At 68.5% G+C, this 18,060-nt stretch carries 21 protein-coding genes; 12 read left to right on the plus strand and 9 right to left on the minus strand.

Going from position 1 to position 18,060, the window contains the following annotated elements; all coding sequences use genetic code 11:
• Window positions 1-70: 70 nt before the first annotated feature.
• The 9 genes from GXW74_RS02875 to GXW74_RS02915 all read right to left on the minus strand — a co-directional run bounded on the left by GXW74_RS02875 (window position 71) and on the right by GXW74_RS02915 (window position 9,346).
• Window positions 71-682, minus strand: a complete 612-nt coding sequence (locus GXW74_RS02875; protein WP_211844776.1) for a DUF4276 family protein — start codon at window positions 680-682, stop codon at window positions 71-73.
• Window positions 682-1,881, minus strand: coding sequence for an AAA family ATPase (locus GXW74_RS02880; RefSeq protein WP_211844777.1), 1,200 nt, complete (start codon window positions 1,879-1,881; stop codon window positions 682-684). Before GXW74_RS02880 ends, GXW74_RS02875 begins: the two co-directional genes overlap by 1 nt.
• Window positions 1,878-3,161 (minus strand): restriction endonuclease subunit S, encoded by a 1,284-nt coding sequence (locus tag GXW74_RS02885; protein ID WP_211844778.1) that lies wholly within the window; start codon window positions 3,159-3,161, stop codon window positions 1,878-1,880. Before GXW74_RS02885 ends, GXW74_RS02880 begins: the two co-directional genes overlap by 4 nt.
• On the minus strand, window positions 3,151-4,995 hold the full coding sequence (locus tag GXW74_RS02890; protein ID WP_246522789.1) for a class I SAM-dependent DNA methyltransferase: 1,845 nt from the start codon (window positions 4,993-4,995) through the stop codon (window positions 3,151-3,153). Before GXW74_RS02890 ends, GXW74_RS02885 begins: the two co-directional genes overlap by 11 nt.
• A 143-nt stretch (window positions 4,996-5,138) precedes the next feature.
• Entirely contained in the window at window positions 5,139-5,531 is a 393-nt protein-coding gene (locus GXW74_RS02895; RefSeq protein WP_211844779.1) for a hypothetical protein, read from the minus strand.
• Window positions 5,528-6,859, minus strand: a complete 1,332-nt coding sequence (locus GXW74_RS02900) for a recombinase family protein (protein ID WP_211844780.1) — start codon at window positions 6,857-6,859, stop codon at window positions 5,528-5,530. The genes GXW74_RS02895 and GXW74_RS02900 overlap by 4 nt, the downstream gene beginning before the upstream one ends.
• On the minus strand, window positions 6,856-7,344 hold the full coding sequence (locus GXW74_RS02905) for a DUF2924 domain-containing protein (protein WP_456306953.1): 489 nt from the start codon (window positions 7,342-7,344) through the stop codon (window positions 6,856-6,858). Before GXW74_RS02905 ends, GXW74_RS02900 begins: the two co-directional genes overlap by 4 nt.
• A gap of 288 nt (window positions 7,345-7,632) precedes the next feature.
• The gene (locus tag GXW74_RS28310; RefSeq protein ID WP_211844781.1) at window positions 7,633-8,274 is read right to left on the minus strand and encodes a L,D-transpeptidase; all 642 of its coding nucleotides are present in this window, start codon (window positions 8,272-8,274) and stop codon (window positions 7,633-7,635) included.
• Window positions 8,275-8,455: 181 nt separating this feature from the next.
• Window positions 8,456-9,346: a S24 family peptidase gene (locus GXW74_RS02915; protein ID WP_338148119.1), complete on the minus strand. Its 891-nt coding sequence runs from the start codon at window positions 9,344-9,346 to the stop codon at window positions 8,456-8,458.
• Here GXW74_RS02915 and GXW74_RS02920 point away from each other — a divergent pair.
• The 12 genes from GXW74_RS02920 (at window position 9,333) to GXW74_RS02970 (ending at window position 17,946) form a co-directional block, all read left to right on the plus strand.
• Entirely contained in the window at window positions 9,333-9,629 is a 297-nt protein-coding gene (locus GXW74_RS02920) for a hypothetical protein (protein WP_211844783.1), read from the plus strand. The two genes, GXW74_RS02915 and GXW74_RS02920, sit on opposite strands and share 14 nt — an antisense overlap.
• On the plus strand, window positions 9,622-10,047 hold the full coding sequence (locus GXW74_RS02925; RefSeq protein WP_211844784.1) for a hypothetical protein: 426 nt from the start codon (window positions 9,622-9,624) through the stop codon (window positions 10,045-10,047). The genes GXW74_RS02920 and GXW74_RS02925 overlap by 8 nt, the downstream gene beginning before the upstream one ends.
• A complete protein-coding gene (locus tag GXW74_RS28315; RefSeq protein WP_272877219.1) occupies window positions 10,044-10,178 on the plus strand; it encodes a hypothetical protein in 135 nt (44 codons plus the stop codon). Before GXW74_RS02925 ends, GXW74_RS28315 begins: the two co-directional genes overlap by 4 nt.
• Before the next feature lie 28 nt (window positions 10,179-10,206).
• Window positions 10,207-10,680, plus strand: coding sequence for a hypothetical protein (locus GXW74_RS02930; protein ID WP_211844785.1), 474 nt, complete (start codon window positions 10,207-10,209; stop codon window positions 10,678-10,680).
• Window positions 10,681-10,682: 2 nt separating this feature from the next.
• A complete protein-coding gene (locus tag GXW74_RS02935; RefSeq protein WP_211844786.1) occupies window positions 10,683-10,871 on the plus strand; it encodes a hypothetical protein in 189 nt (62 codons plus the stop codon).
• The gene (locus tag GXW74_RS02940) at window positions 10,871-11,665 is read left to right on the plus strand and encodes an ATP-binding protein (protein ID WP_211844787.1); all 795 of its coding nucleotides are present in this window, start codon (window positions 10,871-10,873) and stop codon (window positions 11,663-11,665) included. Before GXW74_RS02935 ends, GXW74_RS02940 begins: the two co-directional genes overlap by 1 nt.
• A gap of 3 nt (window positions 11,666-11,668) precedes the next feature.
• On the plus strand, window positions 11,669-12,202 hold the full coding sequence (locus tag GXW74_RS02945; RefSeq protein ID WP_211844788.1) for a DUF669 domain-containing protein: 534 nt from the start codon (window positions 11,669-11,671) through the stop codon (window positions 12,200-12,202).
• A 12-nt stretch (window positions 12,203-12,214) separates the two neighbouring features.
• On the plus strand, window positions 12,215-13,144 hold the full coding sequence (locus GXW74_RS02950; protein ID WP_211844789.1) for a PD-(D/E)XK nuclease family protein: 930 nt from the start codon (window positions 12,215-12,217) through the stop codon (window positions 13,142-13,144).
• Entirely contained in the window at window positions 13,141-14,724 is a 1,584-nt protein-coding gene (locus tag GXW74_RS02955; protein ID WP_211844790.1) for a DEAD/DEAH box helicase, read from the plus strand. The genes GXW74_RS02950 and GXW74_RS02955 overlap by 4 nt, the downstream gene beginning before the upstream one ends.
• A gap of 53 nt (window positions 14,725-14,777) precedes the next feature.
• Window positions 14,778-15,236, plus strand: coding sequence for a hypothetical protein (locus tag GXW74_RS02960; protein WP_211844791.1), 459 nt, complete (start codon window positions 14,778-14,780; stop codon window positions 15,234-15,236).
• Window positions 15,237-15,379: 143 nt separating this feature from the next.
• The gene (locus GXW74_RS02965; protein ID WP_211844792.1) at window positions 15,380-15,601 is read left to right on the plus strand and encodes a DUF6511 domain-containing protein; all 222 of its coding nucleotides are present in this window, start codon (window positions 15,380-15,382) and stop codon (window positions 15,599-15,601) included.
• Window positions 15,598-17,946: a bifunctional DNA primase/polymerase gene (locus tag GXW74_RS02970; RefSeq protein WP_211844793.1), complete on the plus strand. Its 2,349-nt coding sequence runs from the start codon at window positions 15,598-15,600 to the stop codon at window positions 17,944-17,946. Before GXW74_RS02965 ends, GXW74_RS02970 begins: the two co-directional genes overlap by 4 nt.
• The last annotated feature ends 114 nt before the right edge of the window (window positions 17,947-18,060 follow it).

Raw genomic sequence — 18,060 nt, forward strand, 5'->3', positions numbered from 1 at the left:
GACCGCCTCGGCGCCCGAAACCGGTCGCGAGATGCACGTCTCGGGACGCAAGGCGCCTGCCGCGAGAAGGTCAGAGGCATGCCTCAATCCCCTCGCGGAAGACACGGAAGCTGACGGTGCGATTGGCGGAGGCAGTCATGTTCTCCGCGATTCGACGCGCGGCTTCGATCTTCTGGTAGGTGCCGGGATAGTAGCCGTGCTTCTTCAGAAACCTGTGCAGGGCCTCCCACGAGCCGCCATTCTCTGGGTTCCGGAACGGCGACGCCGCAAGCTTGATCTGCGGCAGCCTCGGAAATGTGACGCGCAGGGCGTCAGGATCCCCAAGAAACCAGGATTCCAACTCTTCGATCGCTATGCGCGCCACAACCGTGAAGGGCGAGCCCCCGCGCGCGGCCGACTTCGTGATCAGTCCGGCCGCTTGCGCCGCCCGTTCCATCTGGGCCTTCAGTGCCGTGCAGTCGTCCTGGTCGCGGTCCACCAGCACGAGGACGCGGAGATCCTCGCCGCCTTTCAGCCTGTCCGCATATCCGCGAAGCCGTGCCTCCAGCTTCTTGAGGAGGGCGTGCTTGCTGCCGAGATTGATGATCTTGATCCGAGCGCGCCCCTGCACGATCCGCGGCAGCAGCACCTGCAACGCAGCTTCGGCCGAGGGCTCCTCCACCAGGACCTCGATCCGGCGCATCACGCGGTCTCCGAGGCCAGCGGGTCGCCGACCTCGAAATGCCCTTCCATCCAGATCTCGCCCAGGCTCGCCCCCTGGTTGAGGAAGGCCATAGCGCCCGGCATGTCGGCCACCCGCTTGGCGGCAGTGTAGCCTTGGGCGTTACGGTAAAGGACCCGGACTTCCTTCGGATCCATCGAATTGATGAAGAAAGGCGAGTGTGTGGTGATGATGAGCTGCGTGCGGGCCGAGGCGCTGCGGCATTCCTCGGCGAGTTCGGGCAGCAGGCGCGGGTGCAGGAAGTTCTCCGGCTCCTCGATGCCGATCAGGCGCGGCGGATTGGGATCGTAGAGCAGCGTGAGGTAGGCGAGCAGCTTCAGCGTCCCGTCGGATACGAAACGCGACAGCACGGGCGTCGAGAAGGGCGCGTCCTTGAAAAGCAGCAGCAGGCGGCTGTCCGCCAGCACCTCGGCCTCGACCTTCTCGATGCGCGGGACACGGCGACGCAAGGTCTCGAAGATCTGATCCAGCCGTTCGGGATGCTGATCGCGGAGATACTGGATGACGTTGGGCAGGTTGCTGCCGTCGGGCGAGAGCCTCTCCTCAGCGCCGGCTTCTGGGCTGCCGCGCGCGGCCTCGGCCGACAGGTAGGAGAGGTGCCAGCTGGTGATGAAGTTCCGCAGCGCGATGACGCGCGGGTTCTCGGCGAGCGTGCCGAGCGTGGAGACTGCAAGAACGTCGGGCCCGGCCAGTGAGCGTTCAACCCGGGTGTCCTTGTCCTCTGGTTGCTCGCCGGTGATGACGCGGCCCTGGCCGTTCTCGTAGTCCAGGAAACGGAAGGGCTTGCCGCCTTTGCCGCGCGTCCAGCTCAGGTACTCGCGCGCGACGACCGGGCCTCGGCGCGTCTCGTCCAGCTCAAGGTGATACGTGATCAGCGGGGTCTTCGGGGCTTCGCGGTACTTGATCTCGATGAGGATCCGGCCTTCGCTGTCGCGGCTGCGCAATTCCCGGAAGCGGCCGCGCCGGTCCCATGGCTTGCGGATGCCTTCCTGGAAGGCTTCGGCTAGGAAGGCGAACACGTCGAACACTGTGGACTTGCCGCTGCCATTCGGGCCGAGCAGGACGGTGACGTCCGTCAGATCTTTCAGCGTCAGGTCGCGCAGCGCGCGGTAGTTCTGCACCTGTAGGCTGAGGATCCGCGGCGGGGGGGGAAGCGTCATGCGGCGGTTTCCATCAGGCGCTCGGCGTCGTGCACGCGGAGTTCGCCCGACATCAGACGAGGGAGGAGGAGGTCGCGGGTAGCGGCGAGGGTGCGGGACTCAAGGGAGTTGGCGAGGCTGCGCTGAAAAAGCGGCGCGATCAGCTCGTCGGCGGCCTTCATGATCTCACGAGATCCAATCACCGTCATCGCTTCCGAGAGATGGTGCCGCTGAATGTGCCCCATCGTTGTCGCCTTGGACGCCGCAATGGCCTGAAATCGAGGCAGGTGGTGGTCCACCCAAAGGTAGTGCAGCCACTTCGGCCACTCCTTGGACGTGACCTTGAAGAGGTGCTGGTTCAGCGCGCCGCGACCACCCGTCCAGACGCGCTGGAGCAGGCTGCCTGACCAGGAGAACAGGATGTCCCCATCCTCGACGACATACTGCGGCGGGATGGCGCGCGAGGCACGGTCGCTGCCGCTCGGGCTGCCGGCCCGGAGCTCAGCGATCTTGATCACCGGCAGGTCGTCGTCGCCGGTGCCGGGGTACTTCTGAAGCGCGAGGCCGTTCAGGAAGTCCGCGATCTGGTCGAGCGGCACTTCGCGCCACCCCTCCGGCTTCCCCTCCGCGTCGAGGCGATCGGGGAACAGGGCCCAGAGGTCGGGGGCGAGGTAGGGCGGGCTGCCTTCCATCTTGGCGCGGGTGGGGCCGAAGGCGACGAACCAGTCCTGGAAGATCGCCCGCGCCATCGCCTCCAGCGTCTCGTTCATCCGCCGGTTCAACTCGATCTTGTCGTCGAGCGCGCCGAGGATCGAGGAAATCGCCTGCCGTTCGTGACGCGGCGGGAGCACGATCGGCAGCCGCGAGAGGTCTCTGAGGTTCAGGGTCGCCTGAACCGTTGTGTTGAGGCGGCTTTGAATCATCGACGCGGCGGCGGACGACCGAAGGCCAAGTTGGACCCAATACGGCCCAACCTCCGGCTTGACCGGCAATACGGCGATGGCGCGAGCCACATTCCAGCCGGCCATATCGGGTGGAACAATGGCGGTCTCGCCCACAGTCCCCACGATGGTAATGAGCAACTCGCCGCCACGCAGCCGTGTGCGGCCGTACGCGCGCTCGATATCTGCCGAGACGCGCAGGGGCGACCGGACTTCAATGCGGCCGTTTCGCACATCGGAAACTCTGACGATCGGCACGCCATCAGGAACCGGTGATCCCGGCTGCACGATGCCGTATGAGATGCCGCGTTGTGGGTCCACCAACTCGCTGAGCGGAACGGATGGCCAGTCAACGTTCATGGCGCAAGCCCGCAAGCGCTGCGCGGATCGTTGTGGCCAGGCGCTCAGCCGCTGCGAATTGAGTCTCCAGAGTCGATTGCAGAGCGGAAAAGCGATCTTCGAATGGAGCGTCATCATCCTCTACGTCGGCGGCCCCGACATAACGCCCTGGCGTCAGCACATGGTTGTGCGCGCGGATCTCCTCCAGCGTCGCCGCCTTGCAGAACCCGGGCACATCCGCATAGGCGCCAGCGTCCGTCTCGCCGCGCCACGCGTGGTAGGTATCGGCGATGCGCGCGATGTCCGCGTCCGACAACTCGCGCCGCGTCCGGTCCACCAGCGCGCCCATCTTCCGCGCATCGATGAACAGCACCTCGCCGCGCCGGTCGCGCCAGCCGCCACCGGGGTTCTTGTTCCTCGCCAGGAACCACAGGCAGGCTGGGATCTGCGTCGAGTAGAAGAGCTGCCCGGGCAAAGCCACCATGCAGTCTACCGCGTCCGCCTCGACCATCGCGCGGCGGATCACATCCTCCCCGCTCTGGCCCGACGACATGGAGCCATTGGCCAGCACCACGCCCGCCGTCCCGTTCGGCGCCAGATGCCACCAGATGTGCTGCAGCCAGCCATAATTGGCATTGCCCACCGGCGGCACGCCGAACACCCAGCGCGCATCCTCCCGCACCCGGTCCCCGCCCCAGTCGGAGACGTTGAAGGGCGGGTTCGCCAGGATGAAGTCGAAGCGAAGGTCCTTCAGCTCGTCCTTGTGGAAGCTGCCCTCGTTGTTCCAGCGGATGTCGGCGTCGATGCCGCGCACCGCGAGGTTCATCTTCGCCAGGCGCCAGGTGGTGTAGTTGCTCTCCTGCCCGTAGATGGCGATGTCGCCGATGCGCCCGCCATGCTCGGCGACGAACTTCTCCGACTGCACGAACATCCCGCCCGAGCCGCAGCAGGGGTCGTAGACGCGGCCCTTGTAGGGCTCCAGCATCTCGACCAGCACGCGCACGACGGAGCGCGGGGTGTAGAACTCGCCGCCGCGCTTGCCTTCCGATCCGGCGAAACCGCCGAGGAAGTACTCGTACACCCGGCCGAGCAGGTCCTTCGCGGTGTCGCCCGGTTCGCCGGTGGCGATGCCGGAGATCAGGTCGATCAGCTCGCCCAGCATGACCTTGTCGAGGGCAGGCCGGTTGTAGTCCTTCGGCAGCACACCCTTGAGGCCGGCGTTGTGCGCCTCGATCGCCGCCATGGCGTCGTCGATGATCTTGCCGATGCTGGGCTGGCGCGCGCTGGCCTGCAGGTGCGACCAGCGGGCGTCCTTTGGCACCCAGAAGACGTTCTCGGCCAGGTATTCGTCGGGATCCTCAGCGGCGGTGGGGTCCTCGGCCAGCAGCGCCTCGCGCTTCGCCTCGAAGGCCAGCGAGATATGCTTGAGGAAGATCAGGCCGAGCGCGACGTGCTTGTAGTCGGAGGGTTCGAGGTTCTTCCGCAGCTTGTCGGCGGCGAGGAAGAGCTGCGCCTCGAAGCCGAGGGTGGCCCCGTTACCGTTGCCGCGCTTGGGGGCAGGCTTGGCGGGCTGCGCGGCGGGAGCGGGCGTGGGTGTCGTGGTCTGCGTCAGAAGGTCTGGCTGACGCGGCGTCGTGGCCGGAGCGGCCGGCTTGCCGACCAGCCCCGTGAGGGCGACCGATCCACCCCTGCCACGGCCTGCGATGATGGTACCGTCCTCGATCAGGGCTGCGTGGACGTTCCAGTAGGTGTCGTCCTGCCAGCCCAAAGTATCGCGCAGGCGGCCATTGCCGGCACTGCCGCCGAGCTCTTTCAGGGACTCGATGAAGCGTTCACGTAGGACTTCGCGGACCATGGCTTCCCGGGATCATATTGGCGAAGCAGCCTGCCGATTCGGGGCTGCGGCGCGATATGATCAACCATGGGTGGAACGGATTCAATCGCGCGATGGATTATGCCTGGTCCGCGCGGGAATCTTGTCCGTGTGCCTGCCGTGCGTCACCCGAGAGCGCGACGTTGCTCCGCCCACGCGTCGTCGATCAACATCCCGGGCCGGATGCTGTTTGCGTCCACGGTCTGCCGGCCATCGAGGATGCCCTCCAACAGATCCGGCGCCAACAGGGTTAAGCGCAGCAGGCGCGCGACATAGGACCGATCTGCTCCCTCGGCGACGGCCAAGTCGCGCATGGAGGCGTACCGCCCCTCCTCCAGCATCCGCCGCCACCGGAACGCCCGCGCCAGCGCCTTGACCAGGGCTGGGTCGCCGCTAGTGGCTTCCACACCCAACCCGTCCTGGCCAGCCCGCACCGGCGACCCATCCGGCCCAACGATCTGCTTCCGCCCTCCGCGGCGGCGAATCGTCATCGGCACCACTACCGTCACGCTGCTCATGCTGCGATCGCCTCCCGCGGCTTCGCCGCCATGTCCCGCGCCAGCCCAGCGAGCCCCTCCAGGTTCAGCCGAATCTCTGCGCCCTTCTCGGTGACCGTCACACGCTCGACGAGCAGCCGCACGATCCGCTCCTGCTCGCCGGGGAACAGTTCGTCCCAAAGGGGATCGAGCCGCCCAAGCCCGTCGCGCACCTCCGCCTCGGTCAGGTCCGGCGCCTCCTCCCGCGCAGCCCGCCAGGTGCCGACGACGACCTCCGGCTGGCGCAGGAGCGCCCGGATCTGCGCCAGCACCAGCCCCTCGATCTCCCCGGCCGGCAGGCGCCGGAGCGGTGCGTCGTCTGCCCCGCCCTGCAGCACCGCCTGGCTGACGTAATAGCGGTAGAGCCGCCCCTTCTTTCGCGTATGGGTCGGCGACATCGCCCGCCCGTCCGGCCCGAACAGCAGGCCGCGCAGCAGCGCCGGCGCGGTGGCGCGGTTCTTCGCCGCGCGGGCGCGCGGGCTCTCGACCATGATGGCGTGCACCCGGTCCCACAGCTCCCGCGGGATGATGGCGGCGTGCTCGCCGGGATAGGATGTCCCCTTGTGCACCGCCTCGCCGAGAAAGGTCCGGTTCACCAGCAGCTTGTAGACGGCCCCCTTGTCGAAAGGCCGGCCGGTCTTGGTGACGAGGCCCTCGGCGCGGAGGACGGGCAGCAGCCGCGTGGCGGATCCGATCTCGGCGAAGTTCTCGAACACGCGGCGCACCGTCGCAGCGCCCGCCTCGTCCACCACGAGCTTGCGGTTCTCGACCCGGTAGCCGAGCGGCACCGGACCGCCCATCCACATGCCCCGCGCGCGCGAGGCGGCGATCTTGTCGCGAACGCGCTCGCCGATGATCTCCCTCTCATACTGGGCAAAGCTCAGCAGGATGTTCAGCGTGAGCCGGCCCATGCTGGTGGTGGTATTAAAGCTCTGAGTGACAGCAACAAACGTGACCTCGTTGTCGTCGAAGGTCTGCACCAGCTTGGCGAAGTCCATCAGCGAGCGGGACAGACGATCAATTTTATAACAGACGATGACGTCGATCAGGCCGGCCTCAATATCGGCCAGCAATCGCTTCAATGCGGGGCGATCGAGCGTGCCGCCCGACACGCCGCCATCATCGTAGCGATCGTGCACCAGCACCCAGCCCTCGGAGCGCTGCGACGTGATGAAGGCCTCGCACGCGGCCCGCTGCGCGTCGAGCGAGTTGAACTCCTTCTCCAGCCCCTCGTCTGTGGATTTGCGGGTGTAGACGGCGCAGCGGAGCTTGCGGATTTTCGCCGGCAGGACGGGTTCGCGGCGGGTCATGCGCCGGGCTTCCGCAGCCCGAAGAACACCCAGCCATTCCAGCGCGTGCCGGTGATGGCGCGGGCGATGGCGGAAAGCGACTGGTAGGGGCGACCCTGGTATTCGTAGCCGTCGCGCGTGACGGTGACGACATGCTCGACGCCCTGGTACTCGCGGATCAGCCGCGTGCCAGCGATCGGCCGCTGCTCGTGGCGGATGCGGCGCAGGGTGATATTCCGGCCGTCGAACTGCTCACCCAGTGCCTCGAGGCGTTCCAGCGTCTCCCTCTTCAGGCCGCCATAGGCCAGCTCCTGGATGCGATATGCGAGGCGGCTCTCCAGGAAGCGCCGATTATAGGGCGGCGGCTCGGTGCCGAAGAGGCTGCGCCATTCGGCCTTCAACTCGCCGATGGGCATGCCGGGCAGCGCGGCGAGGCGCGCCGGCACGTCCGGCTTCGGGAGGGCGGTGATCGTCGTCGTCATGGTGTTCGGCTTCGCGCGGGTCATGCGTCTCCCTTTCTCCTGGGGTTCGCACGAAGGCGCTGGCCGGGGACGGAGTGTAGGCGAACCACGCGCTCGCCGCCGGCCGCGGGCGCGGCTTCCTCGGGAGCGCGACTCCTCAGCCGCAGCAGCCCGCGGGCGAGAAGGTCGCAGACCTCGCGAAGGTGAGGCGGGAGGTGGGCGTTGATGGGACGGTCGTCACGCTGCATGGCGTGACAATACGAATCGGCGATCGCCGCGGGGAGTGCTGAGTTGTAGCGCTACGCAGCGCTCCCGCTGGCAGGCCCGTCCGGCTCAGGCGACCGAGACATCCGGCGGCAGGATCACCACCCGCGCCCCGATCGGGACGCGCTGGTACAGGTCGATGATGTCCTGGTTGATCAGCCGCACGCAGCCTGCCGAGGCCATGGTGCCGATGGTCCAGGGCTCCACCGTGCCGTGCAGGCGGTAATAGGTGTCGACGCCGTCCTGGTAGAGGTAGAGCGCCCGCGCCCCGAGCGGATTGCGGCCGCCACCGGGCACGCCGTCGCGGAAGGCGCCATAGCGCTGCGGATCGCGCCGGACCATGTCGGGGGTCGGGCGCCAGTTCGGCCAGGCGGCCTTGCGCTCGACAAAGGCTTCGCCCGTGAGGTTGAAGGCCTCGTCCCGGCCAACGGCGATGCCGTAGCGCATGGCACGGCGGCCCTCGAGGGCCAGATAGGCGTAGCGGGCGGCCGTATCGACGACGATGGTCCCGGGTTCGTCGTCGCGCGGATAGGCCACCTCGCGGCGGAGGAACCGCGGATCGATGCGCCGGAGGTTCACCGCTGGGATCCAAAAGCGATCCGTGGTGATGGCCGCGTAGATCCGGCGATAGTCCGGCTCGGCCGCCGGCACGGCCGCGGGCGAAGGTTCGGGCGCGACAGGCGGGGCGGCATCCGCCTGCGGCGACACCACGCTCGGCAGGGATCGCGGCGCTTCCGACGACGCGCACGCCGTGAGCAGGCCAGGCAGGCCGGCGACAAGGCTCCTTCGGCTAACGCGCATCGATCGTCCGGAATCCCCTGAGCAGCAGCAAAACTGCTTGCGCCAAGTCAACGATATGGACGGCGGCTTTGTCCACCGCCTCGGCCGCTGCCTACGCGCCCACCTGCCGTCCGAGCCAGATCACCCGCCCGATGACATGGACGTCGTCAGCGGTCAGGCCGCGCTGCGGCTGATAGGCGGGGTTGTCCGACAGCACGCTGAGCCGCGGCGGCCGACCCAGTTCCACCTGCACCCGCTTCACCTGCAGGCCGTTGCCCGTGCGGATGACGTAGATCCCGTCCTTGTCCCCAGGCTGGTTCTGCCGGAAGTCGACCAGAACCGTGTCGCCGGTGCGTAGCGTTGGCTCCATCGAATCCCCGTCTACCGTGATCACCGCCAGCTGGTCGAGCGGGGCGGTGGTCACTGTGCGGACCCACTCCTCCCGGAAGGCAATGCGATAGACGACGGCCTCCCGGTCGATCTCCTGGCCAGGACCGGCTGAGGCGCGGGCGTCGTAGACCGGCAGCAGCGCCCAGTTGTCGCCGCCCATGCTGATCACCTCGGCCGCGGCCGGGCCGGTGTAGGAGGTGGGCGGCCGAGGCGGCGCGGCCTTGCGTCGCACCCGCTGGCCGAGCACCGCAGCGGCTTCCTCCGGGGTGTTGATGGCGATGCCGGCGTCGCCGGCCTCCTTGCCGAACAGCAGCATCTGCCAGGTGATGCCGAGGGGCACGGCGAGCTCGCGTGCGGCACGCGCGGTGAGTGGGCGGCGGCCGCTCTCATAGGCGCGATAGGTCGCCTCCGGGACGCCAGCGAGGCGGGCCAATTCGGCCCCTGAATCAATGCCCTTGGCTTCGCGAAAGCGGCGGAGGCGGTCTGCGGTGGATTCCATGGCGCTGCAATATGTAGCGCTTTCATCGCGATTGTGTAGCAGGTTTCTGCATATACAAACAGTCTTGTTTGCGTGCCGCGACGGAGCGTATCTGTCCCGCATGCCCGACCGCATCGCCCTCCGCAAACGGCCCGCCGAACCGGCACGCCCGGCGCTGTCGCCCGCGCTCCCGCCGCCCAAGAGCTTTGCCGACGTGATCGCCCTGTGGCCCAGCGCCGCTGAGCTCGCCGCCCTGCTGGATGTCGAGGCGGTCACTGTCCGCGCCTGGCGTCGCCGCGGGATCCCCGCCCGGTACTGGGCCGCGGTCGCCGAGGCGGCGCGCTTCAGCGGCCGACCCGTCGATGAGCGGCTGCTCGCCGGCTTGGGCTCCATCCGCAAGGGCCGCACCCATGGGTAAGGCGTCGCGCGACAAGGGCCTGCGCCGCGAGCGGGCCATCGTCGATGTCCATCGCAAATCCGGCATCCACGCCGAACGCGTGCCGCTGTCGGGGGCGCTCGGCTACCGCGGCAACGATGCCGACGTCGATCTCTATGTGCGCGGCGCCGATCCGGTGAAAGCCGAGGTCAAGGCGCGTGCTGATGGGGCCGGGTTCAAGACCCTGCTGCGCTGGCTCGGGACCAAGGACGCGCTGGTGCTGATCCAGGACCGCACGATGCCCCTGGTCGTCGTCCGGTTCGACGTCTGGCTCGAGATTGCCCGGCGCAGTGCGCTGCTGCGGGATCCCGATGGCGATCGTGACCGCGATGAGCGTCGCCGCTCCGCCGAGCAGGGCCCGCTTCCGCCAACCGATGCCATCGCGCGGGAGGCCGCATGAGCCGCCGCCCCCTCCGTGTCCGTCACCTGCAGCGTGCGCGCGATCTCGCCCGCACCGCCGCCGGTGGCGCCGTCCTAGCCGGCGGCTTCCTCGCCCTCTGCTGGGCCGTCGGCCTCGCCTCGATCCCCTGAGCCATCCCCGCCTTCCGGAGACCCCTCGATGAGCAACCGAACCACCCTGACCGATCTGCGCGGCATGGATGCCGGCCAGGCGTCCCGTCTGCCGCCCGCGCATCTCGCCCTCCTGCTGGAGGACGCCGCCGCGCTGCGCGCCGATGCGAAGCACGTCTCCGACCTGCTCGCCGACGCCCTGCATCGGCGCTACGGCCGTGTCGCCGCCGAGCGCCGGCAGGCCGAGGGTAAGGACACCGGGCGCGTCCGCTTCCTCGACGCCGGCTTCGAGATCTCCGCCGATCTGCCCAAGCGCGTGGAGTGGGACCAGGAGCGCCTCGCCGCGGCAATCGCGACGCTCCGCAGCTGGGGTGAGGATCCGGCGGACTACGTCGCCACCGAGATCAAGGTCCCCGAAAGCCGCTTCACCGCCTGGCCGCCGAAGCTGCAGGCGCTGTTCCAGCCCGCCCGGACCGTCGGCACCGGCCGCCCTTCCTACAGCCTCGAACAGGCGGAGTGCTGAGCATGACCCACGAACTGCGCATCCGCGTCGCGATCCCGCTGGAGGGCGACGCCATCGCCCGCGCGAAGGAGGTCGCCGCCTTCGAGGAGACGCTGGACGGCTTCGCCGAGGCGGTCGCCCGCGCCGGCGGCGACATCAGCGTCGACGTCATCAAGGCCAAGCCCCGCGCGCCGAAGCAGGAGACGCATTGATGGCGATCTCCCTCGCCTCCCTGCGTCGCAGCGGCGACGCGCGGCCGCCGCGCCTTCTCGTCTATGGCGTCGCCGGCATCGGCAAGACCCAGCTCGCTGCCAGCGCCCCGGCGCCGGTCTTCCTGCAGACGGAGGACGGGCTCGGCACCATCGCGGCCGACACCTTCGGCCTGTTGCGCGGCTTTGATTCGGTGATGGAGGCGATCACCAGCCTCTACACCGAGCCCCACGACTTCCAGACCGTGGTGCTCGACAGCCTCGATTGGCTGGAGCCCCTGATCTGGCAGCACACCGCCGAGGCCAATGGCTGGAAGGACATCGAGCAGCCCGGCTACGGCAAGGGCTATGTCGCGGCGCTCGATGCCTGGCGCGCCTTCCTCGATGGCATCAATGGGCTGCGCGACGACCGCGGCATGGCGGTGATCCTCATCGCCCACGCCGACATCCGGCGCTTCGACAGCCCGGAGACGGAACCCTACGACCGCTACCAGCCGAAGCTCCATGCCCGGGCCGCCGCGCTGGTGCAGGAACATGTCGATGCGGTGCTCTTCGCGAACTACCGCATCACCACGCTGAAGTCGGACGCCGGCTTCGGCAAGAAGGTCGTCCGCGGCGTCACCGGCGGCGACCGCCTGCTGCACACCGTCGAGCGCCCGGCCTTCCTCGCCAAGAACCGCTTCGCCCTGCCGGAGAGCCTCGCGCTCGACTGGCCGACGCTCGCCGCCGGCATCCCCTTCTACGGCGCTCCCAGCACCTCCTCCCCAACGCCGACCGCCCCGACCGACAGGAGCTGAGCCATGGCCTCCCTCAACGGCACCTTCGACGCGACCGGCGTCGCCCCCGCCCAGCCGATGGATCCGCTGCCGGCGGGGAAGTACCGGGCGCACATCATCGAGAGCGAACTGCTGCCGACGCGCTCGGGCGACGGCCAGTACCTCAAGCTGGTGCTCGAGGTGCTCGACGGCCCCTACGCCCGGCGCAAGCTGTGGGATCAGCTGAACCTGGTGAACGCGAGCACCCAGACCATGGAGATCGCGCAGCGGACGCTGTCGGCGATCTGCCATGCGGTTGGGCAGATGCAGGTCGCCGACAGCGAGCAGCTGCACTTCAAGCCGATGCTGGTCAGCGTGAAGTACGAGCCGGCGGGCACCGACAAGCACGGCGTCTTCCATCAGGCCCGCAACAAGATCACCGGCTATGCGGCGGAGCGTGCCACGCCGGGGCTCGCGTCAGCCCCCGCACCACGCGGCCCGGCGCCCGCTCCGGCCGCCGCGGCAGCGCCGCCGCCCCGGCCGGCGACCGCCACGCCGCCCTGGCGCCGCAGCGCCTGACGCGGGGTTGCCATGGCCGTGCTGCCGCCTCCGCCCGCCGCGACTGTCGCCGCCATCTACGCCGCCTATGAGGCGGCGGGCGATGCCGGCTGGCGGACTCATCTCGGCGCCTCGCAGATCGGCACGGGCTGCGAGCGCGCCCTTTGGTACGGCTTTCGATGGGCGACGCGCGCACGGCACACAGGTCGGCTCCTGCGGCTGTTCGAGACCGGGAATCTCGCCGAGGCACGCTTCGTCGCCGACCTCCGGCGTATCGGCGTCACCGTGCTCGACATCGATCCGACGACCGGGCGCCAGTGGACGCTGCGTGACCCCACCGGCCACTTCGGCGGCAGCATGGATGCGGTCGGCATCGGCTTTCCCGAGGCGCCGAAGGCTTGGCATGTCGTCGAGTTCAAGACGCACAGCACCAAGTCCTTCGCCAAGCTGACAGCGGAGGGAGTGGAGAAAGCCAGGCCACTGCACTGGGCACAGATGCAGGCCTACATGCATCTCGCCGGACTGGAGCGGGCCTTCTACCTCGCGGTCAACAAGGACACCGACGAGCTCTACCAGGAACGCATCCGCCATGATGCCGAAGCTGGGATGCGGCTCCTGGCGAAGGCGCAGCGCATCATCGCCGCCGTCCGGCCGCCGGCCCGGATCAGCGAAGATCCCGCCTGGTGGGAATGCCGCTTCTGCGACCATCACGCTGTCTGCCACGAGGGCGCCGCTCCCGAACGCCACTGCCGCTCCTGCCTGCACGTCTCGCCTGTCGCGGAGGGCGGCTGGCACTGCACGCGCCATGGCACGCCGCTGGCGCGGCGCGAGCAGGAGGCCGGCTGCGCGGCGCATCTCTACATCCCTGACCTGGTGCCGGGCGAGCAGGTCGACGCCGGGGAGGATTGGGTCAGCTATCGCCTGCCGGACGGCAGCGCGTGGCGCGATGGGGTGGCAGCATGACCCTGTCGCTGCGGCCCTATCAGCGCGCCGCGATCGACGCGCTCTACGACTACTTCGGCGGCGCCACCGGCAATCCGCTCGTGGTGATGCCCACCGGCACGGGGAAGTCGGTCGTCATCGGCGGATTCATCCGCGAGGCGATCGCCGCCTATGCCGACACCCGCGTGCTCGTCCTGACCCATGTGAAGGAGCTGATCCAGCAGAACTTCATGGCGCTGCTGCGCGCCTGGCCCGAGGCGCCGGCGGGCATCTACTCGGCCGGCCTGTCGCGGCGCGACATCCGGGCGCAGGTGCTGTTCGCCGGGATCCAGTCCATCCACCGCCATGCCCGGCAGGTGCAGCGCTGCGACCTGGTGCTGATCGACGAGGCCCACCTGCTCGGGCGCAGCGACAGCGGCATGTATCGCTCCTTCCTGCAGCAGCTGAACGAGATCAATGGCGGGCTGCTCAAGGTGGTGGGCTTCACGGCAACGCCGTACCGGCTCGACAGTGGACTGCTGCACGAGGGCAAGGATCGGCTGTTCACCGACATCGCCTTCGAGGTGCCGGTGCTGGAGATGATCCAGCAGGGCTATCTCTGCCCGGTCGTGCCGAAGCACACCGAGACGCAGCTCGACGTCGGCGGCGTCGGCACCCGTGGCGGGGAGTTCATCGCCAAGGACCTCGAGGCGGCGGTCGACCGCGACGAGGTCACGCGGGCGGCGGTGGCGGAGATCGTCCAGCACGGCCAGGGCCGCGGCTCCTGGCTGGTCTTCTGCTCCGGCGTCGCCCACGCGCGACACGTCCGCGACGCCATCCGCGAGCACGGTATCTCGTGCGAGACGGTGACGGGGGACACCTCCGCGCCCGAGCGCGACAGCATCCTCGCCGCCTTCAAGGCGGGGCGGTTGCGCTGCGTCACCAACGCCAACGTGCTCACCACCGGCTTTGACGCGCCGGGCACCGACCTCATCGCCCTTCTGCGGCCCACGAAGAGCGTCGGCCTCTACGTGCAGATGGTCGGTCGCGGCACGCGTCTCGCGGAGGGCAAGGATGACTGCCTAGTCCTCGACTTCGCCGGCAACACGGCGCGGCACGGGCCGATCGACAAGGTGGATGGCCGCAGGAAGGAACCGACCGGTGATGGCGAGGCGCCGATCAAGGTCTGCCCCGAATGCCAGACCATCAACCATGCCAGCGTCCGGCACTGCATCGAGTGCGACTACGAGTTCCCGCCGCCGGAGGTGAAGGTCGCGGCGCAGGCGGCATCGAACGCTCTCCTGTCGATCCAGGAGCAGGCCGCGTGGTGCGAGGTGACGGGCATCCGCTACGCCCGCCACGAGAAGCCCGGCAAGCCCGCCTCGCTCCGCGTGATCTACGAGTGCGGCCTCACCTCGCACAGCGAATGGGTCTGCTTCGAGCACACCGGCTTCCCGCGCGACAAGGCGTGCACATGGTGGCGTCGCCGTGCACCGCATCTGCCGCCGCCGGACACGGTGGAGCAGGCGATGGCCGCGACCAGTGCGCTGCGCCAGCCGATCGCCATCCAGGTTCGCCCGGTCGGCCAATACACCGAGATCGTCAACGCGAGGTTCGTGTGATGAACGCACCATGGAGGCGCGCACCTGCGCCGACCCCGGAAGTCTCGTCGCCGATGACCGAGACGGACAAGACCGACGAAAAGAGGAAACGCAAGCGCGCGCAGCAAAGGGAGTGGGCGCGAAAGAAGCGGGCTGTCGACCCCGAGAGGTTCCGGGAGGCGTACCGGCGATGGTTGGCCGCGAACCCTGAAAAGGCTCGTGAAGCGACACGTCGCTGGCAAGCGGCGAATCCAGACAAGGCACTCGCAAACGAGGTGCTGCGACGCGAGCAAAACAGGGAGAAACTGGCCGCCGATGCCGCCGCGCGCAGGAAAGCGGATCCAGAGAAATATCGTGAAGCTGCGCGCAAGTACCGCGCCGAACATCGAGAAGAGCTGGCCGCCGCAGCAGCTGCGCGACGGAGAGCCGATCCAGAAAAGTATCGTGAGGCTGTGCGCAGGTACCGCGCCGAAAACAAAGAAAAACTGGCCGAGCAACGGCGCGTGCGCCGTGCTGCAAAAAAGGCTGAGTAGCCGCAGACGGATGAATGAAATGCTGCACCTGCAGACGCCCTGCCTGGCACTGGCTGTGGTGGCACCCAGCGCGGTCGCTGCGCGTCCATTGGACAGTGCTGTCCTGCTCGCCGACGTGCCTGGCTCTCTGGCCGGAGCGCCGCATGGTTGACCCGAACGAGCAGGAGGTCGCAGCGATGCGCGCGGCCGGAGACATCGCCGGGCAGTACATCGAGGCGGTCGGCCGCAGCGATATGGCGACCTGGTCGGCGGAAGACTGGCGCGGCTTTATCGAGGCGATCTGCGGCGCCTATGTCGACTGCCTGGTCGAGCAGCAGGTCGCGATCAATCAGGCGCTGCACAAAGTGCAGGGGCTGCCGGGATGACGATGCACGCCTCCTTCATGGCGGAGCACGGGGCACGCCTGGCCGACAACGGCTATGCCGTCATCCCCATCATGCCAGGCGCCAAGGTGCCGGGACGCTGCAGCGGGGGTGAGTGGACGCCGTATCCCGACTGGTCACGGCACGCCGACCGGCCGACGAAGCCGTTCGAGATCGACATCTGGCAGCGCTGGCCTGGCTGCGGCGTCGGCATCGCCTGTGGCACGGTGGTCGGGCTCGATATCGATGTCACCGATGCGGCGCTCGCGATCCAGCTCACGGATCTCGCGACGGAGATATTCGGCGATACGCCCTGCCTCCGCATCGGCCAGGCACCGAAGCGGCTGCTGGTCTACCGCGCTGAGACACCCTTCGCCGGCCGGAAGCGCCATCCGCTCGAGGTCCTGGCACGCGGGCAGCAGTTCGTCGCCCACGCGATCCATCCCGCCACCGGCCAGCCCTATAGCTGGCCGCAAGACAGCCTGCTCGACGTGCCGCTGGCGTCGCTGCCCGCGGTCACCGAGGCGCAAGTCATGGCCTGGCTCGACCAGGCCTATGCGCTGATCCCGGCGGAGATGAAGCCGCGCACCCTGATGGCCGACAGCGCGCCGGCCGGCGCGTGGAAGGGCCCGTCCGATCCGCGCGGCACCTTCGAGGCGGTGCAGTCCGCCCTGCAGTTCATCCCGAACGAGGATCTCGACGGCGCCTCCTGGATCACCATGGGCGCGGCGATCAAGGCGTCGCTTGGCGAGGAGGGTCGGCAGCTCTGGCTGGACTGGTCCCGCCAGGCTTCGAAGTCGGGCGCTTCCGGGCGCAGCGACACGCCGGAGCGGCGCTGGAAGACGCTGCGCCCGCACAGCATCGGCGCCGGCAGCATCTACGCCATGGCGATCGAGCGCGGCTGGGTACCGCCGGCGGAGATCACCCTGAACGCCGCGGCGGCCGAACGCGCGGCGCAGCCCCATCCCGCAGCTGCCTTCCTCGCGACGTTGAACGCGAACCGCGCGAACCAGGCGGCTGAGCCGCTTCCGGTGCCCGCCAGCATCCTGCAGCCCGGCGGTGTCTTGCAGATGCTGGTCGAGGAATGCGTCAGAAGCGCGTTGCGACCTCAACCATTCCTGGCGCTCGGCGCCGCCATTTGCGCCGTGGGCGCGCTCGCCGGGCGGAAGTACCGCACCAGCACAGACCTCCGCACCAATATCTACATCGCGGCCGTGGCTGAGAGCGGCGGAGGGAAGGATCACGCGCCGGAGGTGATCCGGCGGTGCTTCGATCTGGCGCGATTGGAGCGATACCTGGGCGGCGAGAACATCGCTTCAGGGCGCGGCATGCTGTCCTCCTTGGAGCAGCATCCCGCACGGCTATTCCAGATCGATGAATTCGGCCTGTTCCTCGGCACCGTCACGGGAGGCAGGGCTCCGGCGCACAAGGCTGAGATCTGGTCCGAGCTCATGAAGCTCTACAGCCGTGCCAAGGGCATCTATCGCGGCACGGAATACGCCGACAAGAAGGACGCGCCGCGCGTCGACATTCACCAGCCCTGCGTCTGTTTCTACGGCACCACCACGCCCTCGACCTTTTGGAAGGCGCTGGAGGGCGGCGCGATGATGGACGGCTCGCTCGCGCGTTTCCTTGTGTTCGTGACCGACGTGGACCGGCCCGAGCGGAACCGGGGGGCTGGCATCGTCGCGCCGCCGGCAGGCTTGCTCGAGGCGCTGAAGGCTATCGCGCGCGGGCAAGGTGATCCGCCAGCACTCGGGAACCTCCCTGATGTGCACGTGGTGCCGATGTCGGCGACCGAGGAGCCCACGCCCTTCACCGTCCCACTCAGCGTCGAGGCAGAGGCAATCCAGGAGCGGAAGTTGGCGGAAGAGGACGCTTGGGCACGCCGCGTCGCCGGCACGCCGCAGGCAGCCATCGTTAATCGCCTGGGCGAGAATGCCAGCAAACTAGCGTTGATCTGCGCCATCAGCCGAGATCCGGCCCATCCGCAGATGACCGAGGCTGACGTGACCTGGGGCTGGGCGCTGGCCGAGCATTGCGCCAGGACCGTGCTGCGCGATGCCCAGCGCTTCCTCGCCGACAGCGAGTTCGAGAAGCGGCTGAACAAGGCCATCCACATCATCGGCAAGCATGGTCCGTGCAGCCGGCGCGACCTGTTCCACAAGGGGCTCAAGCTCACCGCACGGGAGTTCGGCGAGGTGATCGACGCATTGGTGAGCAACGGTGTGGCCGTCGAAACGCCGCCGCCGCCTTACAGCGGCGTCGGCCGCCCTCCGGGCCCGCGATACGTCCTGGTCCAGCCCAACAGCGAGATGGCGGCCGAGCAGGCCGCGGAAGACGAGTAACGAAAGGCAGCCGCTGATGACCAAGTCATTGAAAACAGGCTTCTGTGCCTTCTGTGATTTCGTGCGCGGGCGCGGGGGTAAGACCCCTCCTCACGCAGGCACGGGCGCAGATCA

Origin of the sequence: Neoroseomonas eburnea, assembly GCF_018129005.1 — a bacterium.
In the GTDB taxonomy this organism is placed as follows: Bacteria; Pseudomonadota; Alphaproteobacteria; order Acetobacterales; family Acetobacteraceae; genus Neoroseomonas; species Neoroseomonas eburnea.